Source organism: Bradyrhizobium sp. HKCCYLRH3073, assembly GCF_051167995.1.
Taxonomy (GTDB): domain Bacteria; phylum Pseudomonadota; class Alphaproteobacteria; order Rhizobiales; family Xanthobacteraceae; genus Bradyrhizobium.
On record NZ_JBNPUD010000001.1, the window covers coordinates 256354 to 280177 of the forward strand.

The 23824-nt window shown below is 65.7% G+C and carries 24 protein-coding genes; 20 read left to right on the forward strand and 4 right to left on the reverse strand.

The window, feature by feature from the left end:
* Positions 1-3: 3 nt before the first annotated feature.
* Positions 4-1170, reverse strand: a complete 1167-nt coding sequence (locus ACQR1X_RS01150) for a hypothetical protein (protein ID WP_434898177.1) — start codon at positions 1168-1170, stop codon at positions 4-6.
* On the reverse strand, positions 1167-1868 hold the full coding sequence (locus ACQR1X_RS01155) for a FecR family protein (protein ID WP_315802715.1): 702 nt from the start codon (positions 1866-1868) through the stop codon (positions 1167-1169). The genes ACQR1X_RS01150 and ACQR1X_RS01155 overlap by 4 nt, the downstream gene beginning before the upstream one ends.
* A gap of 139 nt (positions 1869-2007) precedes the next feature.
* Here ACQR1X_RS01155 and ACQR1X_RS01160 point away from each other — a divergent pair, with 139 nt between their 5' ends.
* Positions 2008-3336 carry a phospholipid carrier-dependent glycosyltransferase gene (locus ACQR1X_RS01160; protein WP_316178040.1) on the forward strand — a complete coding sequence of 443 codons (1329 nt, stop codon included), beginning with the start codon at positions 2008-2010 and terminating at the stop codon, positions 3334-3336.
* A gap of 66 nt (positions 3337-3402) precedes the next feature.
* On the opposite strand, the gene ACQR1X_RS01165 is transcribed toward ACQR1X_RS01160, so the two are convergent.
* Complete coding sequence (locus tag ACQR1X_RS01165) at positions 3403-4053, reverse strand: OmpA family protein (protein WP_434898178.1); 651 nt, start codon at positions 4051-4053, stop codon at positions 3403-3405.
* Between the two features lie 75 nt (positions 4054-4128).
* On the opposite strand from ACQR1X_RS01165, the gene ACQR1X_RS01170 reads away from it, so the two are divergent.
* The 5 genes from ACQR1X_RS01170 to ACQR1X_RS01190 all read left to right on the forward strand — a co-directional run bounded on the left by ACQR1X_RS01170 (position 4129) and on the right by ACQR1X_RS01190 (position 7610).
* Entirely contained in the window at positions 4129-4302 is a 174-nt protein-coding gene (locus ACQR1X_RS01170) for a hypothetical protein (protein WP_434898179.1), read from the forward strand.
* Positions 4303-4437: 135 nt separating this feature from the next.
* The gene (locus ACQR1X_RS01175; RefSeq protein ID WP_315802718.1) at positions 4438-4668 is read left to right on the forward strand and encodes a hypothetical protein; all 231 of its coding nucleotides are present in this window, start codon (positions 4438-4440) and stop codon (positions 4666-4668) included.
* Between the two features lie 74 nt (positions 4669-4742).
* The gene (locus ACQR1X_RS01180) at positions 4743-5915 is read left to right on the forward strand and encodes a winged helix-turn-helix domain-containing protein (RefSeq protein ID WP_434898180.1); all 1173 of its coding nucleotides are present in this window, start codon (positions 4743-4745) and stop codon (positions 5913-5915) included.
* Between the two features lie 126 nt (positions 5916-6041).
* Positions 6042-6599: a TetR/AcrR family transcriptional regulator gene (locus tag ACQR1X_RS01185; protein ID WP_434898181.1), complete on the forward strand. Its 558-nt coding sequence runs from the start codon at positions 6042-6044 to the stop codon at positions 6597-6599.
* A gap of 48 nt (positions 6600-6647) precedes the next feature.
* On the forward strand, positions 6648-7610 hold the full coding sequence (locus tag ACQR1X_RS01190) for an alpha/beta fold hydrolase (RefSeq protein WP_434898182.1): 963 nt from the start codon (positions 6648-6650) through the stop codon (positions 7608-7610).
* A 36-nt stretch (positions 7611-7646) separates the two neighbouring features.
* On the opposite strand, the gene ACQR1X_RS01195 is transcribed toward ACQR1X_RS01190, so the two are convergent.
* Positions 7647-8081: a DUF2809 domain-containing protein gene (locus tag ACQR1X_RS01195; RefSeq protein WP_315802722.1), complete on the reverse strand. Its 435-nt coding sequence runs from the start codon at positions 8079-8081 to the stop codon at positions 7647-7649.
* A 129-nt stretch (positions 8082-8210) separates the two neighbouring features.
* On the opposite strand from ACQR1X_RS01195, the gene ACQR1X_RS01200 reads away from it, so the two are divergent.
* The 14 genes from ACQR1X_RS01200 (at position 8211) to ACQR1X_RS01265 (ending at position 23799) form a co-directional block, all read left to right on the forward strand.
* A complete protein-coding gene (locus ACQR1X_RS01200; RefSeq protein ID WP_434898183.1) occupies positions 8211-9542 on the forward strand; it encodes an MFS transporter in 1332 nt (443 codons plus the stop codon).
* Between the two features lie 444 nt (positions 9543-9986).
* Positions 9987-11093 (forward strand): efflux RND transporter periplasmic adaptor subunit, encoded by a 1107-nt coding sequence (locus tag ACQR1X_RS01205; RefSeq protein WP_434898184.1) that lies wholly within the window; start codon positions 9987-9989, stop codon positions 11091-11093.
* A gap of 154 nt (positions 11094-11247) precedes the next feature.
* The gene (locus ACQR1X_RS01210) at positions 11248-14388 is read left to right on the forward strand and encodes an efflux RND transporter permease subunit (protein ID WP_434898185.1); all 3141 of its coding nucleotides are present in this window, start codon (positions 11248-11250) and stop codon (positions 14386-14388) included.
* Between the two features lie 24 nt (positions 14389-14412).
* Positions 14413-15021 carry a TetR/AcrR family transcriptional regulator gene (locus tag ACQR1X_RS01215; protein ID WP_315802870.1) on the forward strand — a complete coding sequence of 203 codons (609 nt, stop codon included), beginning with the start codon at positions 14413-14415 and terminating at the stop codon, positions 15019-15021.
* 139 nt (positions 15022-15160) lie between these two features.
* Positions 15161-15784 (forward strand): flavin reductase family protein, encoded by a 624-nt coding sequence (locus tag ACQR1X_RS01220; RefSeq protein ID WP_434898186.1) that lies wholly within the window; start codon positions 15161-15163, stop codon positions 15782-15784.
* 52 nt (positions 15785-15836) lie between these two features.
* On the forward strand, positions 15837-16256 hold the full coding sequence (locus ACQR1X_RS01225) for an acyl-CoA thioesterase (RefSeq protein ID WP_315802727.1): 420 nt from the start codon (positions 15837-15839) through the stop codon (positions 16254-16256).
* A 372-nt stretch (positions 16257-16628) separates the two neighbouring features.
* Positions 16629-16871: a hypothetical protein gene (locus tag ACQR1X_RS01230; RefSeq protein WP_315802728.1), complete on the forward strand. Its 243-nt coding sequence runs from the start codon at positions 16629-16631 to the stop codon at positions 16869-16871.
* Positions 16872-17030: 159 nt separating this feature from the next.
* Positions 17031-17222: a hypothetical protein gene (locus ACQR1X_RS01235; protein ID WP_315802729.1), complete on the forward strand. Its 192-nt coding sequence runs from the start codon at positions 17031-17033 to the stop codon at positions 17220-17222.
* Positions 17223-17372: 150 nt separating this feature from the next.
* On the forward strand, positions 17373-18206 hold the full coding sequence (locus ACQR1X_RS01240; RefSeq protein WP_316178064.1) for a DeoR/GlpR family DNA-binding transcription regulator: 834 nt from the start codon (positions 17373-17375) through the stop codon (positions 18204-18206).
* Between the two features lie 153 nt (positions 18207-18359).
* Positions 18360-19913, forward strand: coding sequence for a glycerol-3-phosphate dehydrogenase (gene glpD, locus ACQR1X_RS01245; protein ID WP_434898187.1), 1554 nt, complete (start codon positions 18360-18362; stop codon positions 19911-19913).
* Positions 19910-20992, forward strand: a complete 1083-nt coding sequence (locus ACQR1X_RS01250; protein ID WP_315802731.1) for an ABC transporter ATP-binding protein — start codon at positions 19910-19912, stop codon at positions 20990-20992. The genes glpD and ACQR1X_RS01250 overlap by 4 nt, the downstream gene beginning before the upstream one ends.
* Before the next feature lie 12 nt (positions 20993-21004).
* Positions 21005-22087 carry an ABC transporter ATP-binding protein gene (locus ACQR1X_RS01255; protein ID WP_315802732.1) on the forward strand — a complete coding sequence of 361 codons (1083 nt, stop codon included), beginning with the start codon at positions 21005-21007 and terminating at the stop codon, positions 22085-22087.
* A gap of 3 nt (positions 22088-22090) precedes the next feature.
* Complete coding sequence (locus ACQR1X_RS01260; RefSeq protein WP_315802733.1) at positions 22091-22993, forward strand: carbohydrate ABC transporter permease; 903 nt, start codon at positions 22091-22093, stop codon at positions 22991-22993.
* Positions 22993-23799 (forward strand): carbohydrate ABC transporter permease, encoded by an 807-nt coding sequence (locus ACQR1X_RS01265; RefSeq protein ID WP_315802734.1) that lies wholly within the window; start codon positions 22993-22995, stop codon positions 23797-23799. The genes ACQR1X_RS01260 and ACQR1X_RS01265 overlap by 1 nt, the downstream gene beginning before the upstream one ends.
* Positions 23800-23824: the final 25 nt, after the last annotated feature.

Here is a 23824-nt window from a genome sequence, read left to right on the forward strand (position 1 = left end):
CCGCTAGTAATGGACGCGCAGGCCGATGCCGCCGTGGATGGTGTTGCCGACCGGCTGCGGGCCGAGCGTGCCGTTGACGAACAGGTCGGCGATCCAGCCCTGCGGCAGGCGGAAGCCGAGCCGGCCGCCATATTCGAACCAGCCCTGGTTGCCCATGGTCGGCGTCACCGTGCCGTTGCCGGTGACGGTGGCGACGATGCCGGAGCTGGTCGCGAACGACTGGACGTAGCCGCCATTGATGTTGGCCTCGATGCTCGTGCCGAACAGGTGGGTCCACTGGCCGCCGACCTTGACCAGGCTGGTGCGGTCGGTGCCGCCGGCGATCGTCGCGTCGAACGGGTTGAAGGCTACCGTGGGATCGCGATAGCCGGCGACGTGCTGCCACAATTGCCACAGCTCGACCGAGGCCGCGAGCTCGTCGCGCGGCGAGAACCGGCTGATCCAGCCGGCGCGGCCATAGACCGCGTAGTTCGATGCCGTGGTGGTGCCGTCCACCGTGACGTTGCCGAGGCTCGTCGCATAGCTGCGGCCGTAGCGCACGCGCTCATAGGGCGTCAGGATCGTGCCGACGTCGAAGAACGGCCGCGACGAGCCCCAGTCGGCGAAGTCGTAGCGCAGCGCAAAGGCGCCGATCGGCGCAGACGTCACGTGATAGCCGTTCTCGTCGTAGTGCGTGTAGGCGAGGCCGGCGAGCAGCGCCAGATTGCTGGTGAGCTGCTTGCGGCCATGGATGCCCGCCGAGAACGAGCCGGCCGAGCCGAACGCGCTGACGCAGTCGCTGCAGTTGACCTGCTCGTTGACGCCGAGCAGCACCAGCCCGAGCACGCGGTTGGTGATCATCTGGTTGAAGCGCTGGTCGGCGAGGCCGTTGATCGCGTTGGCGCTGTTTCCCGCGCCGGTGGGCGACGGCGACGGGGTCGGCGTGCTCGAGGGCGAGGGCGTCGGCGTCGGACTGGCGGTCGACGTCGGCGTGGCCGACGGCGTCGGCGTCGCGGTGGGCGAGGAGGTCGGAGACGGCGACGGGGTCGGGCACGGCGCCGCCGCGAAGTTGTCCACCCCGCAATTGCTCTGCGCGGCGGCCGGCGCGGCTTGCAGGGCGAGCGCGAGCAGCCCGCCGGCGATGGCCGTCATCAGGAGAGCAAGCTGACCGCGTCGCGTCCTCATCGTCATCGCCCGCACAGGATGCCGGTGAAATCCTGCGGCGGCGCATTGCTGGCGAGATCGGTGACCGTGCAGAGGCCCGATGTCGACGCGCAGCTCGCCGCAAAGCTCCAGGACGGATTGCTGGTCTTCTTGATCGTGCTCCTGCCGTTGCCGGTTGCGGTGATGATGGCCGTGTCGCCGGGCTGGGTCAGCTCGAGGCATTGGAAGGTGAGGGTGCAGACCCGCGAAGCGCCTTCCTGCAGCACGACCATGGTCTGGCCGCGCTGCGAGCGGATGTCGAGGATGGTGCCGCGCACGCCGATGGTCGCGAGTGGCGTGTTGATCTTGTAGGCGGTCTTCTCGGAATGGCCGGTGACGAAGCGGAACGCGCCGGTGCCGAGCCGGATCGCGATGTCGCGATAGCTGGTCTCGTCGTTGAAGACGGTGCGGTCGAGCGTCAGGGTGGCGTTGGCGCCGAGCGAGAGATTGGTGCTGTCGATCATGACGAGCCGCGCGGCGCTGTCATTGCCGGTGCGCACGGTCTCGTTGCGCACGACGCCGTCGCCGACATTGATCGGGCTGCTCGACGCGCCTGCAACGCGCAGCACGTCCTTCTGCACCAGCACGGCTTCGCCGATGCGGCCGTCGGCGCTCGCGCCGCCCGCGACGCCCAGCAGGGCGGCGGCCGAGATCGCAGCGACACAGGTTCGGCGACGCAGGCTCATATCCACACCGAAGGTCGTTCCCTGCTCAATCTAGCCGAAGACGGCGCGCGGGGTTGTTGTAAAATGGGCACAAGTTTGCCTCGATGACCGTTCGGTGGTTAGTTGCCGTCACCGTGGGATCAGTTCAACGCGGAGGCCCATGAAGGTATCTGCTGCTCGCCGGGATGACGACGAAGATGACGGCGAGGTTGCGCAGGATGGCGCTCTGTCGGTCCGCCGCGGCGTGATGACGGCGTTGCTGATCTTCGCGATCGCGCACGTCGTGCTGATGATCGGGCTCGCTTCTCCGCCGAAATTCGTCTTCGACGAGGTGCATTACGTGCCGGCGGCGCGGCAGATGCTGGGACTGGGGCCGGCGACGCCGCAGCTCAACCCGATGCATCCGCCGCTCGCCAAGGAGCTGATCGCGCTGTCGATCAGGACGTTCGGCGACAATGCCTTCGCATGGCGCTATCCCGGTACCGTGCTCGGCGGGCTCGCCGTCGCCGCGATCTATCTGTGCGGCCTGGCGCTGTTCGCGGCGCAATGGCCCGCCATCGCGGCGGCGCTGCTCGCGGCCTTCAACCAGATGCTGTTCGTCCAGGCGCGCATCGCGATGCTCGACATCGGCGCGCTCGCCTTCAGCCTGCTCGGGATCGCGGCGTTCCTGTTTTCGTTCAGGCAGCGCCGGCCGCAGGTCGTGTTCGCGCTGGCGGGGGCGCTGTTCGGCCTTGCGATCGCCTGCAAATGGAGCGGGCTGTTTCCGCTCTTGACGGCGCTTCTCATCGTCGGTCTCATCAAGCTGTTGCAGCATTGGCAGACCTCGTTCGGCGATGGCGAGCCGACCGACTGGTATCGGCCCGAGCAATGGCCGCAACTGAGCTGGCTGCAGATCGTGCTGTGCCTCGTCGCGATGCCTACTGTCTGCTATCTCGCGACCTTCGTCCCGCTGCACGGCCTGTCCGTCATGGGCATCTTCGAGGCGCAGCGGCGCATCTTCGCCGACAGCGTCACCACGGCGATCGCCGGCCACACCTATATGAGCGCGTGGCCGACCTGGCCGCTGCTGGTCCGTCCGGTCTGGTTCCTGTTCGACAAGAATGGTGACACCGACATCGCCGCCGTGGTGCTGCTCGGCAATCCGCTGGTGCTGTGGCCGGCGCTGGCCGCGCTCGCGATCTGCGCCCGGGATTTCATCGCGACGCGCAGCGCGACGGCGTTCCTTATCCTGGCGTTCTATCTCGGCTGCTATCTGCCCTGGGCGCTGCTGCCGCGCGCGCTAAGCTTCATCTACTACTACCTGCCGTCGGCGACGCTGGCGAGCCTCGCGCTCGTCCATGCGCTGCGACGCTGGCCGCGCTGGGTGCTGGTGAGCTATGTCGCCGTCGCGATCCTCGGCTTCGTCGCGATGCTGCCGATCAGCGCCGCCTTCATCGGCACGACGATGCAGACCTTCACCCGGCTGATGCTGTTCCAGAGCTGGATCTGAACGCGGACAAAAAGCGCCCCGCCCGCCAGGGACCGTAAGCAGGCGGGGCGATGCGCGGCGGAGCGCTCACTTCGCCGCGGTTTTGGTGTCCATGTTGACGACCTGGACCCGCCGGTTGAGCGGATCGGCCGGGTTGGCCGCGTCCTTGAGCTTGGTCTTGCCGTAGCCGACCGTGACGAGGTCCTGGCCGGGGAGGGCGAACTTCTCGACCAGATAGCGCTTGATGGTGTCGGCGCGGCGCTCCGAGAGATCCTGGTTGAAGCCGTCGCTGCCGATGCCGTCGGTATGGCCGGCGACCACGAAGGTCGAGCCCTTCAGGTTCGGATCGGACAGCGCCTTGCCAAGCTCCTGCACGGCCGGCATCGAGGCCTTGCTGATGTCGGCCGAATTGTAGTCGAACTGGATCTCGAGATCGATCTTGGGCTTGGTCGCCGCGATCTCGGCGATCAGTTCGCGCTCGCCGAGCGACAGCGAGCGGGTCTTGCGGTTGCGCATGCTGTCGATGAAGGCCGCTTGCTTCGCCTGCGTCGCCGTGTCGGCCTGCGGGTTCGCCTGCGGTCCGATCGAGATGCCGCGCGTCACGGCCTTCGGCTTCAGCGCGTTGAGGATCTTGTCGGCCGACACGGCCTCGCCGGCGAGAGCGGTGCCTGCGCCGATCGCCAGCATCGCGGAGAACGCCGCCGCCTGAACTGCAAAACGTCCAAAATATGGGGTCATCGTCGTTATCCTCGGGTCGTCATGCCCTATGGCCATTGGATGCGTGAACGATAGAACGGGTTCAAAGCGTCCAATGTGATCGACGTCACGTTGTCGGGCCGGGCGGCCGTCGAGGGGCGAAGCGAGCGGTCCGCGGGACGCGCCGCGCGCTGCCGCAAAGCGATCGGCAGCTGGCCGGTCCGCGAACAACAAATCGGCCAGATGCGGTTCTACCGGATAGCGCTCGCCAGGAAAAAATCGCAAACCTAAGGGACGCGAACGGCGAGTGGATTCGTAGTCAAGAAACGCGAACAGAAAAGCAGAGCCGTGTTCAACCCATCGCACAGGCGCGACTATCAGTCCCATCGGGCGAGCAGCCAGGATCAGGCGGGATCGTCCGGTTCCATGTCGACGCTGATTGGAGCAGGGATCATTGCCGCATCGATCCTGCTGTCGACGCTGTTCACGGCCGTCGGCAACCGCTATGTCGGCCTGGAAAGTCCCTCCGAGGATACGGCCTGGCTGGTCGACCGCCTGACCGGCCGCATCTACAAATGCCGTGCGCCCGATCCCGGCCGCGCCAGCTGCAAGGCCGAGATCGCCACCGGCAGCATTCCGGACAAGTCCAAGCCTTGAGGTTCCGCAAGGGGTTCCCGTCGGCCTGATTCGCCGTTGCGGGAGCGGGGGCGAATCTCGCACCATTGCGCGGCATGCCCGCCGTTTCCACGCCCATCCCGCTCTCCAAGCCGCAGGCGCGCCGCATCTGGCTGCGCGCGCAGCGCCTCGATGCCGAGGCACCGTTCGGCGCGGGCCCGGAGGCGGTCGCCGCCGCCATCGCCCATCTCGGCTATGTGCAGATCGACACCATCAACGTGATCGAGCGCTGCCACCACCACATCCTGTTCAGCCGCATTCCCGCCTATCGCCGCGCCGATCTCAGGCAGGCGCAGAGCGCAGACAAGACCGTGTTCGAATATTGGACCCACGCGCTGTCCTATATTCCGGTGCAGGACTTCCGCTACTTCGTTCCGGCGATGCGCCGCCATCGCCGCGAGGGCCATCGCTGGCTCACCACCGTGAAGCCGGAGGATACGCGCAAGGTCATGCGGCTGATCCGCCAAGGCGGCGCGCTGACGATCCGCGACATCGACGACGACGTGCTGCGCGAGAAGGACCACGCCTGGGCCAGCCGCAAGCCGTCGAAGCGCGCGCTGCAGCTCGGCTTCTACGAGGGCGTGCTGACGGTGTCGGGCCGCGACGGCATGCTCAAGACCTACGACCTCACCACCCGGCATTTCGGCTGGGAACGGCTGCCGAAGGGCGCCAGCGATCGCGAGATCGCGGCCTATCTGCTCGACCGCGGCTTGCGCGCGCAAGGCGTCGTCAGCCTCGATTCGCTCTGCCATCTCAATGCCCCCAGCAAGGCCGCGGTGCGCCGGGTGATCGATGCCAGGGTCAGGCGCGGCACGCTTGTGCCGGTGGCGCTGGACGGCGCCGGCAAGCAGGAGCACTGGGCGACGCCAGCAGCGTTGGACGAGCCGGTTGAAATCGATCCGGCGCGCGTGCACATCCTGTCGCCGTTCGATCCGCTGATCATCCAGCGCAAGCGGACGCAGGCGATCTTCGACTACGATCATCGCTTCGAGGCCTATGTCCCGAAGGACAAGCGCCTGTTCGGCTATTTCGCGCTGCCCGTCCTGGTCGGGGACGAGATCGTCGCCGCGCTCGACCTCAAGACCGACCGCCAGAACGGCAAGCTCCTGATGCAGAAATGGAGCTGGGTCGGCCACGGCAAGGCCGCGCGTGGCGAGCCGCGCAAGGCGCTGAAGCGGCAGATCGAGGACGAGTTGCACCGGTTCCAGCGCTTTCAACTTGGAGACTGACCGCTGCGCCGGAGAGTCCCGTCGTGCTCTTGATTTGGAAACGAATGTTTCCTAAAAGAAGGAATGACGCGGTCACGAACGAATTCATCCGAGCGCCGCGGCCCCGGTCGGCCGCGCGAGTTCGATATGGACACTGCACTGAACAGGGCCCTGGTGGTCTTCAGCGAGCGCGGCTACCACGGCGCGTCGCTGGCCGAATTGCGCGCTGCCATGAAGCTCACCACCGGAAGCCTCTACAAGGCCTTCGCGGACAAGCACGCGATCTTTCTGGCGACGCTCGATCACTACATCGCGCGCCGCGACCGGCAGCTTCGCGACTGCCTCGATTCGCACCACAGCGGACGCGACAAGCTCGAGGCCTTGCTGCAGTTCTACGCGGAATCCGCCAGCGATAGCGAAGGCCGGCGCGGCTGCCTCGTCGTCACCAGCGCGACCGAGCTCGCTACCCTGGATGCGGAGGCTGCCGCCAAGGTCCGGGGGGCGTTGCGCCGGGTCGAGACCTTGTTGCGCGATCTGATCAAGTTGGGACAGGCCGACGGATCGATCCGGCCGGCGCTCGACCCGGACGCCGTCGCGGGCGCTCTCTTCTGCGTGATCCAAGGGCTGCGGGTGGTTGGCAAGACGGGGCGTGCAAGGAGCGAGATGATGAGCGTCGCAAATCAGGCCGCGGCGTTGCTCGCATGATGTCGTGCCGAAATAGGAAACGTTTGTTCTAAAATAGGAGAGTGATCAATGCCCGAGTTGATGAACGCCATCCCTGCCAAAACTCCACCGCGGCTGGTCGCGGCGGAGCCGTTCAGTCGCGCCGAGCCGTCGCTGCCGGGATTCACCCATCGCTTCGAAACCGTCGACGGCGTCCGGCTGCACTATGTCAGCGGTGGCCCGCCGGCTGGCGATGTCGTGGTGCTGCTCGCCGGCTTTCCCGAAAGCTGGTTTGCCTGGCGCAAGGTCATGCCGCTGCTCGGGTCGCGGTATCGGGTCATTGCCGTCGATGTCCCAGGGCAGGGTGACTTGGACCGGCCGGCCGACGGCTACGACACGCAGGCCCTGGCGACGGCGGTGCATCGCCTGCTGCAGCAACTCGGCCTCACCAGTTATCATCTGGTGGGGCACGATATCGGCGCGTGGGTGGCCTATCCCTATGCGGCCTTGTTCGAAGCCGAGGTGCGCAGCCTGGCCCTGCTCGATGCAGGAATTCCCGGCGTCACCTTGCCCGAGGCGTTGCCGTTCGCGCCAGACCGCGCGTGGCGCACCTGGCACTTCGCGTTCCACGCCGTCGCGGATCTCCCGGAGATGCTGATCCATGGCCGCGAACGCGACTATCTCGCCTGGTTCCTGCGGCGGAAAGGTGCCAATCCCCAAGCCTTCTCCGAAAGCGATCTCGACGAATACGCCCGGGTGCTGACCAAGGCCGGCGGCTTGCGCGCCGGGCTCGCCTATTATCGTGCCGCCGCACTGTCCGCGCTCCAGAATCGCGAGCTGAAAGCCCGGGGCAGGCTGAAGCCGCCGGTGCTGGCCGTCGACGCCGACCAGGGATCGATCGTGGACATGGCCGCGCCGCTCAGGGAGGTCGCTGATCAAGTGGAGGGCATCACCATCTCCTCGTGCGGCCACTACATTCCGGAAGAGCAGCCTGCCGTTCTGGCCGAGGAGCTGGACGCCTTCTTCAGCCGCATCGGTACCGCGCCGAGCTGAGCTCTCGCGCGATGTCGCAGCTTGCCGTCGGCAAACCTATGCCGAAGCAGGCCGCATCGCGATCCGGTCGATCCAGACGCCGATGAGGATGCCGACCACATAGGCGGCAATGTTCCACAGTGAGAAGATGCGGCCGAGCAGCAGCGCGCCCGCCAGCGTCAGGCGAAAGCTGTCGAGCCAGGGCGTGTGGATCAGCCTGAAGGCTTCGACGATGGCGGCGATGGCGAGCGCGAGGCCGGCGATCTGCCCCACCGCCATTCGCGGCAGCAGCGCGACGAGCAGCATATAGACCATCGTCGCCCAGAGCACGGAGCCGCCATACTTGACGATCAAGGCGGGAAGGCCGAGGCCGGGACCGTGGAAACGCAGGCCGAGCCCGAGCGCGATCACGATCAGCGCCGTCGCGAGCGCTCGTGCTGCGCGGCGGCGCCTGTCAGCGCGGGCGAGCATCCCGGGTGACGAGAGCGTCATGCGCGTGCCGCGCCCCCGCGATGCGCCGACGGGCTGTGGGGTTTCAGGTTTTCCGATTGACTTGCCACGACCGATGCTCAACACCGCCCATCAACTACCAATGTCTGCAATGCTCCCGGGAGGAGATCGATGAGTCCGTCCGCCACCACCCCGGCCGCGCCTGGCCGCTCCGACATCGAGGCCGCGACCATCCGCGCCATCTCCTGGCGGCTGATCCCGTTCCTGGTGCTGGCCTATTTCTTCTCGTATCTGGATCGCGTCAATCTCGGCTTCGCCGCGCTGACCATGAACGCCGAGCTGAAGTTCTCGCCGCTGGTGTTCGCCTGGGGCGCCGGCATCTTCTTCATTGGCTATTTCATCTTCGAGGTGCCGAGCAATCTGGCGCTGGAGAAGTTCGGCGCCAGCCGCTGGATCGCGCGCATCATGGTGACCTGGGGCATCATCTCGGCGCTGATGGCGCTGGTCTCGGGCCCGTGGAGCTTCTACACGCTGCGCTTCCTGCTCGGCGTCGCCGAGGCCGGATTCTTCCCGGGCATCATCCTCTATCTCACTTACTGGTATCCCGCGCAGTATCGCGCGCGCTTCCTCGCCGCCTTCGCGGTTGCCGTGCCGATTTCGACCGTGATCGGCGCGCCTGTGTCGGGCCTGCTGCTCGGCATGCACGGCTTGATGGGACTGCAGGGCTGGCAGTGGCTGTTCATCATCGAGGGCATCCCCTCGGTCATCCTCGGCGTGGTCACCTGGTTCTACCTGACCGACCGGCCCGAACATGCAACCTGGCTGTCGGCGGAGCAGAAGGCCTGGCTCGCGGCAAGGCTCGAGGCCGAGACGGCGGCGAAGCAGGCCGCCGGACACATGACGCTCGGCGAGGCGCTGTCGTCGCCCAAGGTGATCGTGCTCAGCCTGATCTATTTCGGCTTCGTCGGCGCGCTCTACGGCATGCAGTTCTGGCTGCCGCAGATCGTCAAGGCGTTCGGACTGACCAATGTGCAGACCGGCTTCGTCACCGCGATTCCCTATGCGTTCGGCACCGTGGCGATGATCCTGTGGGCGCGGCATTCGGATGCGACGCGCGAGCGCGTCGTGCACGTCGGTGCGCCACTGATCCTGATCGCGGTGGCGCTGGCGGCATCGAGCATGATCGGCGATCCCACGCTCACCATGGTCGCGCTGACGGTTGCCGCGATCGGCGTGTTCTGCGTGTTCGGCGTGTTCTGGACCTTGCCCACGGCGTGGCTGTCGGGCACGGCCGCCGCCGGCGCCATCGCGCTGATCAACTCGATCGGCAATCTCGCCGGTTTCGGCGGCCCCTATCTGGTCGGCTGGATCAAGGACACCACCGGCTCCACCACCCATGGCCTGCTCGCATTGTCGGTGCTGCCGCTGATCGCCGGGCTGCTGGTGTTCTTCGGCGGCCATGAGAGCAAGGTCGAATTCGCAGGCCAGGCGGCGGCGGAATAGCGACCGCACAATCGGCTGACGATTGCAGACCTGAAACCGCCCATCGGCTGAGTGCGACGAAGGGCCCGGTCTCGACCGGGCTCTTTGTTGTCGTTGCCCCAGCAAGGGCACGTGCGCTCCGCGGGGTGAGGCGGGTGCGATCCGCGGCGGCCGTGCGGACGTTCGTTGAGAGGCTGCATCAGCCACGTCATTCCGGGGCGGTCGCGCAGCGACCGAACCCGGAATCTCGAGATGATGAGGATCGTGCCAACCACCTCGGGATTCCGGGTTCGACCGCTGGCGCGGTCGCCCCGGAATGACGGGAGTCCCCGACAGGCTGCCTGCCGATGGACTGAGCACCTGCGGCAACGTGTCCAGATGTTCACGAAGTCATGATCACTGACGAATATTGACAATCGTCACTCGACATTCGACACTTGCTCGCAACTGCAGCGAGGGTGCCCCATGTTGATCCGCCTGATTTTCGCGAGCTATTCCAAGCTGTTGACCGGTCTTGCGCTGGCCACCATGGCCGTCGCCCTGGCCGGGTGCAATGAAACCGTCGCCCAGAAGGCCGAACCGATCAGGCCGGTGTTGGTCGCGCCCGTGCATTACGAGGCCGAGACGCCGGAGCGCAGCTTCGTCGGCACCATCCGGCCGCGCATCGAGGCCGATATCGGCTTCCGCGTCGCCGGCAAGGTCGCCAAGCGCCTGGTCGAGGTCGGCCAGACTGTCGATGTCGGCCAGCCGCTGGCCACGCTCGACGAGGTCGACCTGAAGCTCCAGGCCGAGCAGGCTGAAGCCGAATTCCGCGCTGCCACCGGCGTGCTGGCGCAGGCGTCCGCCGCCGAGACCCGCGCCAAGGAGCTGCGGGCCAAGGGCTGGACCACGGATGCCCAGATGGACCAGGCCAGGGCGTCCGCCGACGAGGCGAGGGCACGGCTCAACCGTGCCGAACGCTCGGTCGAACTGACCCGCAACTCGCTGTCCTACGCGACGCTGGTTGCGGATGCGCGCGGCGTGGTCACCGCGAGCATGATCGAGCCGGGCGTGGTGGTTGCCGCCGGCCAGGCCGCGATCCGTGTCGCGCGCTTCGCCGAGAAGGAGGCGGTGGTCGCGATCCCGGAGACGCTGCTCGAACGCGCCAAGACCGGCAGCGCCTACGTCACGCTGTGGTCGAACGCCGACAAGAAATATGCGGCCAAGCTGCGCGAGATCGCGCCGGCCGCCGATCCCGCCACGCGCACCTATCTCGCCAAGTTCTCGCTGCCGGACGCCGGCGAGGCCGTCTCGCTCGGCATGACCGCGACCTTGACGCTCGCCGATCCCGCCACCACCCGCGTCGCGCGGCTGCCGCTGTCGGCGCTGTTCAGCGAGGGCCGCGATCCGTCGCTCTATGTGGTCAACGACAAGGGCGAGGTGACGCTGAAGCCGGTGAAGGTGAAGGCCTATGACAGCAAGGACGTGCTGGTCACCTCGGGCGTCGACGAGGGTGAGAAGGTCGTGGCGCTCGGCGTGCAGAAGATCGACCCCGCGCAGAGAGTGCGCATCGTGTCGGCGCTGACGTTCTGATGGCATGATGGCCTCATGGTTCGAGACGCGCGGCGACGCCGCGCTCCTCACCATGAGGGGCTAGATCCTCATCCTGAGGAGGCGTGAAAGCGCCGTCTCGAGGGATTGAGGCCACCGAAGCGTGAAGCAACTAGGTCCTCATCGGAGAGCACCCATGAAGCGGTTCAACCTGTCGGCCTGGGCGGTCAATCATCCGCCGCTGGTGCTGTTCCTGATCATTGCGCTCGGCGTCGCCGGCTTCTTCTCCTATCAGAAGCTCGGCCGCGCCGAAGATCCGTTCTTCACCGTCAAGGTCGTCAACGTCTCGGTGATGTGGCCGGGCGCGACCGCCGTGGAGATGCAGAGCCAGGTCGCCGACCCCATCGAGAAGAAGCTGCAGGAGCTGCCTTATTTCGAGAAGGTGCAGACCTATTCGAAGCCGGCCTTCACCGCGATGCAGGTGACCTTCCGCGATTCGACGCCGCCGAAGGAGGTGCCGCATCTGTTCTACCTGATCCGCAAGAAGCTCGACGACGTGCAGTCCTCGCTGCCGTCGGGCATCGTCGGTCCGTTCGTCAATGACGAGTTCTCCGACGTCGATTCGATCCTGTTCATGATGACCGGCGACGGCGCCGACTATGCGCAATTGAAGAAGACCGCCGAAGGTCTGCGCCAGCGCCTGCTGAAGGTCGCCGGCGTCACCAAGGTCAATCTCTACGGCACCCAGGACGAGCGCATCTATGTCGAGTTCAGCCATGCCAAGCTCGCCACGCTCGGCATCACGCCGCAGGCGCTGTTCGATTCGCTTGCCAAGCAGAACAATGTGACACCGGCCGGCACGGTCGAGACCTCGTCGCAGCGGGTGCCGCTGCGTGTCACCGGCGCGCTCGATGGCGCCAAGGCGGTGGCGGAGACGCCGGTCGAAAGCAATGGTCGGGTGTTCCGGCTCGGCGACATCGCCACCGTCACCCACGGCTACGTCGATCCGCCGAGCTTCAAGGTGCGGCAGGAGGGCAAGCCCGCGCTCGGCATCGGCGTCGTCACCGCCAAGGAAGCCAACATCCTGGAGCTCGGCAAGGAGGTCCACGCCGCGGCCGACGACTTCATGAAGGCCGTGCCGCAGGGCATCGAGATTGAGCAGATCGCCGACCAGCCCAAGGTGGTCGAGCACGCCGTCAGCGAGTTCGTGCACTCGTTCGTCGAGGCGCTGGTGATCGTGCTGTTCGTGTCGTTCCTGGCGCTGGGATGGCGCACGGGCATCGTCGTGGCGCTGTCGGTGCCGCTGGTGCTGGGGCTCGTCTTCATCGTCATGAACATCATGGGGCTGAACCTGCACCGCATTTCGCTTGGTGCCCTCATCATTGCGCTCGGCCTTCTGGTCGACGATGCCATCATCGCGGTCGAGATGATGGTGGTGAAGATGGAGCAGGGCTGGGACCGGATGCGCGCGGCGTCGTTTGCGTGGGAGTCCACCGCGTTCCCGATGCTGACCGGCACCCTGGTCACGGCCGCGGGCTTCCTGCCGATCGGCTTCGCCAATTCCGCGGTCGGCGAATACGCCGGCAGCATCTTCTGGATCGTCGCCATCGCGCTGGTCGCGTCGTGGTTCGTCGCCGTGATCTTCACGCCCTATATCGGCGTCAAGCTGCTGCCGGACATGAAGGCCCATCACGGCCATGACGAGCACGCGATCTATGAGACGCGCATGTATCGCGGCCTGCGCCGGGTGATCCGCTGGTGCGTCGATCACCGCATCACCACCGTCGCCGCGACGGTCGGAGTGTTCGCGGCATCGATCGTCGCCTTCGGCCACGTCCAGCAGCAGTTCTTCCCGCTGTCGGAACGCCCCGAGCTGTTCCTGCAGTTGCGCCTGCCGGAGGGCACCGCGTTCGGTGTCACCGAGAAGGCGGCGCGCGAGGCCGAGGCGCTGCTGAAGGACGACAAGGACATCGAGACCTACACCGCCTATGTCGGGCAGGGCTCGCCGCGCTTCTGGCTCGGCCTCAACCCGCAACTGCCGAACGAGGCCTTCGCCGAGATCGTGATCGTCGCAAAGGACGTCGCCGCGCGCGAGCGCATCAAGGCCAAGATCGAGACCGCGGCCGCGAACGGCGAGCTGAACGAAGCGCGCGTCCGCGTCGATCGCTTCAATTTCGGTCCGCCGGTCGGCTTCCCCGTCCAGTTCCGCGTCATTGGCCCGGATGCGGCCAAGGTGCGCGAGATCGCCCATCAGGTGCGTGACGTCATGCGCCAGAACCCGAATGTCAGGGATCCGCAGCTCGACTGGAACGAGCAGTCGCCTTACCTCAAGCTGGTCGTCGACCAGGATCGTGCCCGTGCGCTCGGCCTGACCCCGCAGGACGTGTCGCAGTCGCTGGCCATGCTGATCTCCGGCGTGCAGGTCACGACCATCCGTGACGGCATCGAGAAGGTCGGCGTCGTCGCGCGTGCGGCGCCGTCCGAGCGGCTCGATCTCGCCCATGTCGGCGACCTCACCATCACCTCGAAGAACGGCGTGGCGGTGCCGCTGCAGCAGATCGCCAAGATCGAATATTCCCACGAGGAGCCGATCCTGTGGCGGCGCAACCGCGACATGGCGATCACGGTGCGCGCCGACGTGGCGGATGGCGTGCAGGCGCCTGATGTCACCAACCAGATCTCGCCGAAACTGCAGGACATCCGCAATCATCTCGAGCCGGCCTACCGGATCGAGGCGGGCGGTGCGTTCGAGGAATCCGCCAAGGGCAATGCGTCGATCTTCGTGCTGTTTCCGCTGATGGTCATCGTGATGCTGACCCTGCTGATGGTGCAGCTGCAGAGCTTCTCGCGGCTGATCCTGGTGTTCCTGACGGCGCCGCTCGGCATCGTCGGCGCCTCGCTCGGGCTGAACGTCGCCAACGCGCCGTTCGGCTTCGTGGCGCTGCTCGGCCTGATCGCGCTGGCCGGCATGATCATGCGCAACGCGGTGATCCTGGTCGATCAGATCGAGACGGACGTCGCCCATGGCCTGACCCGCAAGGAGGCGATCATCGAGGCCACGGTGCGCCGCGCCCGCCCCGTGGTGTTGACCGCGCTGGCGGCGATCCTGGCCATGATCCCGCTGTCGCGCTCGGCGTTCTGGGGTCCGATGGCAATCACCATCATGGGCGGGTTGTTCGTTGCAACCTTCCTGACGCTGCTGTACTTGCCTGGATTGTATGCCTTATGGTTCCGCAAGAGTCTGGACGAGCGCGGAGCAAGAGACCCGGATCATTCCGCAGCGCAGCACGTTGACGTGCCGAGGCCTTCGCTTCCTCTGGCCGAGGCCGCCGAATGAAGGATCAACAAGATCGCAGGCATGATGACCCTGGTTTCCGACCATATCGAATCCGACACGCACGAGCGCATTCTCGTCGTTGCTGAGCGCCTGTTTCGACAGATCGGCTACCAGAAGACGACCGTCGCCGACATCGCCAAGGAGCTCCGCATGAGCCCGGCGAATGTCTACCGGTTCTTCGACTCGAAGAAGGCGATCCACCGGGGGGTCGCCCGCACGCTGATGGCCCAGGTCGAGGCGGCCGCCATCGCGATCGCGGAGCGGCCCGGTCCGGCGGCACCGCGGCTGCGCGAGCTGCTCGGCACGATCCATCGCATGAACACCGAGCGCTATGTCGGCGACAACAAGCTGCACGAGATGGTCGCGGTGGCGATGGAGGAGAGCTGGGACGTCTGCGAGGCGCACATGCTGCTGATCACCGAGATCATCGGCCGCGTGATCGGGCAGGGCGCGGCGTCCGGCGAATTCGCGGTCACCGACCTGACGCTGGCGGCAAAATGTGCGACGACCGCGATGATGCGCTTCTTCCATCCGCAGATGATCGCGCAATGCGCGACCAAGCCGGGCCCGACGATCGACGAGATGATCGATTTCGTGCTGGCAGGGCTTGGTTCCAGGGGCGCTGCGGTCTAGGTTGCAGTCATTCCGGGGCGATGCGAAGCATCGAACCCGGGATCTCGAGATTCTGGGTTCGCCTCTTCCGATCAAAGTGGCTTCGCCATTTTTGTCGCGCGAGGCGCCCCGGAATGACTGCTGCTTAGGAGACGACGGCGTGATCGAACGCGACTTGCATTTCTACGAACCGAAGAACGGCCACGGCCTGCGCCACGATCCCTTCAACGCCATCGTCGCGCCGCGTCCGATCGGCTGGATCTCGTCGCGTGATCCGGATCGACACGTCAACCTTGCGCCCTATAGCTTTTTCAATGCGTTCAACTACACGCCGCCGATCATCGGCTTCTCCTCGACGCAGTGGAAGGACTCGGTCGCCAACATCCAGGACACCGGCGAGTTCGTCTGGAACCTGGTGACGCGCGACCTTGCGACGCAGATGAATGCGACCGCCGCGCATGTCGCGCGCGAGGTCGACGAGTTCAAGCTCGCGGGCGTGACGCCGGTCGCTTGCAAGTTCGTCAACGTGCCGCGGGTCGGCGAAAGCCCCGTCGCGTTCGAATGCAAGGTGACGCAGATCATCCAGCTGCAGGGCGCCGACGGCACCAAGGCCCAGGCCTGGCTGACGCTCGGCGAGGTGGTCGGCGTGCATATCGACAAGACGCTGATCAAGGACGGTGTCTACCAGACAGCGCTCGCGCATCCGATCGTCCGCGCCGGCCGTCGCGGCGACTATTTCGAGATCATGCAGGAGGCGATGTTCGAAATGGCGAGGCCGGACTGACGGCCCTGCTTGGCGCCTTCTTGAACGCTCCCGCAATTGGAGACCATCCGACGTGACCGAAGCGACCGCCCATGCCGCGCCGACCGAGCCCCGCGGCGATCTCTGCATCCGCACGCTGGCGATGCCGGCGGACACCAACGCCAATGGCGACATCTTCGGCGGCTGGCTGCTCAGCCAGATGGACGTCGGCGGCGGCGTGTTCGCCGCCAAGGTCGCGAAGTCGCGCACGGTGACGGTCGCGATCGAGGCGATGAACTTCCGCAAGGCGGTCTATGTCGGCGATCTCGTTTCGGTCTACGCACATCTCGTCCGCGTCGGCCGGACGTCGATGACGGTGCGTCTCGAAGCCTGGGTGCTGCGCCGGAAAGAGGAGCAGCCGATCCTCGTCACCGACGGCAATTTCACCTATGTCTCGATCGACGACGGCGGCCGGCCGCAGCCGATCCAGCGTGATGGCGTGATCGCGACCTGATCACATTCGCGGTCGGCGGCCGCAAATAACCTCCGTTAATGCGCGGCATATGCCGCTCGCTCGGCATAGGAACCGGCATCCGGCGATGCGCGTTCATTCGAGCACGTTCGCGCGGCGTCTGCGCCGATCACTCTCGCGCGATCTACGTCCGGTCCACAGGGCAGGCGTCTTTACGATGTTTGCAAGTTCTGGTTGCTTGGATGCGCGTTGCCGCGTCTCTGCCGTATTGCGCGCTTCGAGTGGCGCGCCGGACGGACAGCAATCATGGCAGTCCGTTTCCGACCAACAAGGCAAAAAATGCCAGCCGGAAAAAATTGCCGGCACAGGGGAAATGGTGGGGGCATGTTGCGCGAACAGGGTGGGAGGAAGTCCATGTCGGACGTCGACGAGAAACTGACCTTGCAGGTGCTGAAGAAGCTGCAGCAGCGGCTCCTCCATGCCGAGCGCAGGATTGGCGTCTACGAGCATCAGCTCAGCGCGTTTCGTGAACATCACGTCGAGGTGCTGAGGGATCTGCGCACGATCTATCAGTTGCTCGGTCGGCATCAGCACTGTCTCGGCGGAGCCGATGCATCGCTGCACAAGGCGACGCTCGTCCCGGATGATCCGCACTGATTCGGCAAGGCGTCACGGCGTGAGGGCGTGCAGCGCAGCCAACATAACATCCACACAATTTCCTGTTGGCATTCACGTCGGAATAGCCGGGGCTCCCTGCACGGAACATTCGTCATGGAGCTCGGTTATACGCCCCGGAATGAACGACGGGATTGCGCAATGTCCGAAACCTATATCATCGAGGTCAGCTCCCAGGCGGCGGGGATCGTCATCCGTGACCGCGGCGGCTTTCGCTTCTTCGCGGCGTCCCATCGCTTCAATGCCCTCGAGGGCCAGGTGTTTCGCAATGCCCGCGAAGCCGAACGCGCCGCGATTCGGCTCGTGACCGGTGAGCTGAGCGCAGCCGCCTGAGCGAGCTCGGCGCACGTGGACGTAGGCCGGACCAAGGCCGCGTCTGAGCTGCTCCGGGGCGGCCGATTGCTGCGATGCGCCCAATGCTTCGCCGATTGACGCTTGACTCGATCAGCATCACCATGGTGCAGCTTGTCCTGAAAGCTTGCCATGGCCGTCCTGTCCCAACGCCAGACCGACATCCTCAACATCGCCCGCGCCTCCGGCCGCGTCATGGTGGAGGATCTCGCGCGCCGCTTCGAGGTCTCGGCCCAGACCATCCGCAAGGATCTCAACGATCTGTGCGAGCAGCGCGCGCTGACGCGCATCCATGGCGGGGCCATCATCGCCTCCGGGGTCGAGAATCTCGCCTACGAGGCGCGGCGCTTCGTCGCTGCGGACGAGAAGAAGGCGATCGGTGCGGTTGCAGCCGCGCGGATTCCGAACGGCTCCTCTCTGTTCATCAATATCGGCACCACGACGGAGGAGGTGGCGAGCGCGCTGTCGTCGCACCAGGACCTGCTCGTCATCACCAACAATCTCAACGTCGCGATGCTGCTCTATCCGCATCCGCGCATCGAGGTGATCGTGGCCGGCGGCACCGTGCGGCGCTCGGACGGCGGCGTCATCGGATCGACCGCGACGCAACTGATCGGCCAGTTCAAGGTCGACTACGCGATCATCGGCGCGTCCGCGATCGACGAGGAGGGCGCGCTGCTCGACTTCGACTATCGCGAGGTCCAGGTTGCGCAAGCCATCATCGCCAATGCCCGCAGCGTGATGCTGGTCGCCGATTCCACCAAGCTCCACCGCAGCGCGCCGGTGCGCATCGCCCATCTCAGCCAGATCCAGACCTTCGTCACCGACCGCCCCCTGCCGGACGGACTGGCGAGCCTCTGCCATAGCCGCGGCATCGAGGTGGTCTCGGCGATGCCCGCCGACGATGCCGACGACGCCGCAGAGGCAACCGAAACGGCGGGGTCCGCCGTGCTCCGCCGCGCCTGACTTTCCGCCACTCTCGCAGGCTCCTTGATCCCGGTTTGGGCAGCTTTTGCCCAACCGCGGCCCAACATGCGAATTTCGATTTGCTTTCACTTTCGTTTGTGTTTAACTCGAAACCGAAAGTGAAATCGCCGCAGTCAAGGCGATTGCCGGGGGATGCGTCTGTTGGAGCGGATCTACGACCTCGCCATTGTCGGAGGCGGCGTGAACGGTTGCGGCATCGCGCGCGATGCGGCCGGACGCGGAAATTCCGTTTTCCTGTGTGAAATGAACGATCTGGCGAGCGGGACCTCGTCCTGGTCGACCAAGCTCGTGCATGGCGGCCTGCGCTATCTCGAATATTACGAGTTCCGGCTGGTCCGCGAGGCGCTGATCGAGCGCGAAATCCTGTGGCAGATCGCGCCCCATATCATCCGTCCGCTGCGCTTCGTGCTGCCGCATCATTCGGGGCTGCGCCCGGCCTGGCTGCTGCGCCTCGGCCTGTTCCTCTATGACCATCTCGGCGGCCGCAAGCTGCTGCCGGCGACGCGGTCGGTGAACCTGCGCAGCGACGAGGTCGGCCGCCCCTTGATCCCCGGGCGCTACAGCAAGGGCTTCGAATATTCCGACTGCTTCGTCGACGATGCGCGCCTGGTCGTGCTGACCGCGCGGGATGCTGCCGATCGCGGCGCCGTCATCCGCACCCGCACGCGTGCGACCGAGATCCGTCAGGATGGCAGCCACTGGCTGGTCACGACCGAGAACACCCAGACCGGCGAGCGCGAGACCATCAAGGCGCGGGCGCTGGTCAATGCCGCCGGTCCCTGGGTCGAGCAGGTGCTGGCGACCGGCGCCGGCGTCAATGCGAAAGCGAAAGTGCGGCTGGTGCAGGGCTCGCACATCGTGGTGCGCAAGCTCTACGATCACGACCGCGCCTACATCTTCCAGAACGCCGACGGCCGCATCATCTTCGCCATTCCCTATCAGCAGGATTTCACGCTGATCGGCACCACCGATCGCGACTATCAGGGCGATCCGGCCAAGGTGAAGGCGACCGACGAGGAGATCGCCTATCTCTGCGCCGCGCTCGGGGAATATCTCGCCAAGCCGGTGACGCCGGCCGACGTTGTGTGGAGCTATTCCGGCGTGCGGCCGCTCTATGATGACGGCGCCAGCGAGGCCAAGGCAGCGACCCGCGACTACGTATTCGAGCTCGATACGCCCGGCGGCTTGCCGCTGCTGTCGATCTATGGTGGCAAGATCACCACCTACCGGCGCCTGTCGGAAGAGGCGCTGGAGCGTCTTGCGCCCTATCTGAAAGGGGGCGAGGCGGAGGAAGGCTGGACCGGCAAATCGCCGCTGCCCGGCGGCGACATGAAGGTCTCGGCCGTCGGTCCGTTGATTGCGGATCTCCGCAAGACCTATCCGTTCCTGTCGGATGCACATGCGAAGCGCATCGCCCTTGCCTACGGCACGCGGGCTGCGGCCATGCTCGCCGGTGCGACATCTTTGGCCGATCTCGGCCAGGACTTCGGTGGCACCTTGACGGAGCGTGAAGTCAGGTACCTGATGACGGACGAGTGGGCGTTGACGGCCGAGGACATCGTGTGGCGTCGATCGAAGCTGGGGTTGCGGATGTCGGCGGCTGAGATCGCCGCCCTCGAGGCGTGGATCACAGCCAATCGCGAGCGCTCCACCTTGCCGGCGCGTGAGGCGGGAGGACGCGCATGAGCGTCACGCTCGATCACGTCTCCCGAATTGTCGACGGCGTGACCACCATTCGCGACGTCTCGCTGACCTTGCAGCGCGGCACGCTGAGCGTGCTGCTCGGGCCGACGCTGTCCGGCAAGACCTCGATCATGCGGCTGCTCGCCGGCCTCGACAAGCCGACCACCGGCCGCGTGCTGGTCGACGGCAAGGACGTCACCGGCGCCGATGTGCGGCAGCGCTCGGTCGCGATGGTCTATCAGCAATTCATCAACTATCCCTCGCTGACGGTCTATGAGAACATCGCCTCGCCGCTGCGCGTGCAGGGCAAGTCGCGCCAGGAAATCGAGAAGCGCGTGGCGGAAGCGGCGCGGCTGCTCCGGCTCGAGCCCTATCTGAAGCGCACGCCGCTGCAGCTCTCCGGCGGCCAGCAGCAGCGCACCGCGATCGCGCGCGCCCTGGTCAAGGGGGCCGACCTCGTGTTGCTGGACGAGCCGCTCGCCAATCTCGATTACAAGCTGCGCGAGGAGCTGCGCACCGAGCTGCCGCGCATTTTCGAAGCCTCGGGCGCGATCTTCGTCTACGCCACCACCGAGCCGTCGGAGGCGCTGCTGCTCGGCGGCCGCACCATCTGCATGTGGGAAGGGCAGGCGCTGCAGGCCGGCGATACCGCGGCCGTGTATCGCCGACCCGATACCTTGCGTGTCGGCCAGGTGTTCTCGGACCCGCCGATGAACACGGTCGAGATCCAGAAGCGCGGCGAGAGCGTGGAGTATGCCGGCGGGGTCAAGGCGCCGGCGGTCGGCCTCTATGCCGATCTGTCCGATGGCGCCTACCGCGTGGGCTTCCGCCCGCATCAGCTCGGGCTTGGCAAAGGCGACGGCAGCCACGGCCGCCATGCCTTTCCCGCGATCGTCTCGGTCACCGAGATCACGGGATCGGAGAGCTTCGTGCATCTGACGCGCGACGGCATGAACTGGGTCGCCGTGCTGCACGGCGTCCATGAATATGAGCCCGGCGAGATCCTCGACGCGGTGCTCGATCCGTCCAATGTGTTCGTGTTCGACGCCGGCGACCGCCTGGTCGCCGCGCCGGCGATCTGAGGGAGATGCCGCATGGCCCGCATTGACCTCGTCGATCTCGCCCACGCCTACAACGGCAACAGCGGCGATATCGAGAGCTACGCGCTGAAGCCGGTGACGATGACCTGGCGCCAGGGCGGCGCCTATGCGCTGCTCGGCCCGTCCGGCTGCGGCAAGACCACCTTGCTCAACCTGATCTCGGGCATTCTGACGCCCTCGCACGGCAAGATCCTGTTCGACGGCACCGACATCACCAAAGCCTCGACGCGCGAGCGCAATATCGCGCAGGTGTTCCAGTTCCCGGTGATCTACGACACGATGACGGTCGGCGAGAACCTCGCCTTTCCGCTCAAGAACCGCGGCGTGCCCAAGGCCGAGATCGACAAGCGCGTCGCCGAGATCGCGCGTCTCCTCGATCTGACTCCGGACCTCAACCGCAAGGCGACACGGCTCACCGCCGACGCCAAGCAGAAGATCTCGCTCGGCCGCGGCCTGGTGCGCTCCGATGTCGCCGCCGTCTTGTTCGACGAGCCGCTGACCGTGATCGATCCCGAGCTGAAATGGCAGCTGCGTTCGAAACTGAAGGCGCTGCATCGTGAGCTCGACCTGACGATGATCTACGTCACCCACGACCAGACCGAGGCGCTGACCTTCGCCGACACCGTCGTCGTCATGCATGACGGCCGCGTGGTGCAGAGCGGCACGCCGGCAGAGCTGTTCGACAAGCCGGCGCATACCTTCGTCGGCTACTTCATCGGCTCGCCGGGCATGAACATCCTCTCCGCCGAGGTGAAGGGACGCGAGGCCCGCATCGACGGTCACACGCTGACGCTGTCGCGCAGCTACGACGCGCTGCCGGCCGGAGCCAAGATCGAGATCGGCGTCCGTCCGGAATTCGTCGATGTCGCGCAGCCCGGACCCGGCCTGCTCGATGCCAATATCGAGCGCGTCGACGATCTCGGCCGCATCCGCTTCGCGCGCGTCCGTGTCGGCGACGTCAAGTTCGCCGCGCGACTGCCGGCCGGCTTCTCGCCGCAGGGCTCCGCGATCGGGCTGAAGTTCAATCCAGCCTATGTCCACGTCTATGCCGACAGCCGTCTCGTCGAGGGAGCCTGAGTGATGGACAAGACCATCAACAACAAGGCCTGGTTCCTGGTGCTGCCGGTGTTCCTGCTGGTGGCGTTCTCCGCCATTCTGCCGCTGATGACGGTGGTGAACTATTCGATGCAGGACACCTTCGGCAACAACCAGTTCTTCTGGAACGGTGTCGGCTGGTTCAAGGAGCTGCTCGATCCCTCGACCGATCTCGGCGGCCGCTTCCTCGCCTCGCTGTGGCGCAACCTGATCTTTTCCGGCGCAATTCTCGCCATCGAGGTCCCGCTCGGCATCGTGATCGCGCTGGCGATGCCGCGGCAGGGCTGGACCGTGGCGTTCGCACTGGTCGTGCTGGCATTGCCGCTGTTGATTCCGTGGAACGTTGTCGGAACCATCTGGCAGATCTTCGGTCGTCCCGACATCGGCCTGCTCGGCTATGTGCTCAACGCCATCGGCCTCGACTACAACTACGTCTCCAACGAGGCTGACGCCTGGTTCACCGTCATCCTGATGGATGTCTGGCACTGGACCAGCCTGGTGGCGCTCCTATGCTACTCCGGCCTCAAATCGATCCCGGACGCCTACTACCAGGCGGCCCAGATCGACGGCGCCTCGCGCTGGGCGGTGTTCACCGCGATCCAGCTGCCGAAGATGCACCGCGTGCTGCTGATCGCCGTGCTGCTGCGCTTCATGGACAGCTTCATGATCTATACCGAGCCGTTCGTGGTCACCGGCGGCGGCCCGGGCAATTCCACCACCTTCATCTCGATCGAGCTGGTCAAGATCGCGCTCGGCCAGTTCGACCTCGGCAAGGCCGCGGCGCTGTCGCTGGTCTACAATCTGATCATCCTGATCGTCTGCTGGGTGTTTTACACCATCATGACCAATGCCGGCGCCGAGCGCCGGCCGGTGGAAGGGGGCGCGTGATGAACACGATTCCGGGCCGCCGAATCATCATCTCGCTGTTCCTGGTCTTCCTGCTGTTGCCGATCTATTGGCTCGTCAACATGAGCTTCAAGACCAACACCGAGATCGTCTCGACCATGACGCTGTGGCCGCATCAGCCGACCATCGCCAACTACATGCGCATCTTCACCGACGAGAGCTGGTATTCCGGCTACATCAACTCGTTGAAATACGTCGTCATCAACACGGTGATCTCGATTGCCGTAGCGCTGCCGGCGGCCTACGCCTTTGCGCGCTACCGCTTCCTCGGCGACAAGCATCTGTTCTTCTGGCTGCTGTCGAACCGCATGGCGCCGGCCGCGGTCTATGCGCTGCCGTTCTTCAATCTCTACTCGGCGATCGGGCTATTCGATACGCCCTGGGCGGTGGCGCTGGCCCATTGCATCTTCAACATCCCGCTCGCGGTCTGGATTCTCGAGGGCTTCGTCTCGTCCGTGCCGCGCGAGATCGACGAGACGGCGTTTCTGGACGGCTACTCGTTTCCGCGCTTCTTCATCAAGATCCTGGTGCCGCTGATCGCCAGCGGCATCGGCGTGGCGGCGTTCTTCTGCTTCATGTTCTCCTGGGTCGAACTCCTGCTGGCGCGCACGCTGACGGCGACCGAAGCCAAGCCGATCTCGGCGATCATGACGCGAACAGTGTCTGCCGCCGGCATGGACTGGGGCCTGCTCGCCGCCGCCGGCGTGCTGACCATCATCCCCGGCGCGCTCGTGATCTGGTTCGTCCGCAACTACATCGCGCGCGGCTTCGCGCTGGGACGGGTGTGATGATGATTTCATGTCGCCGCAGTCT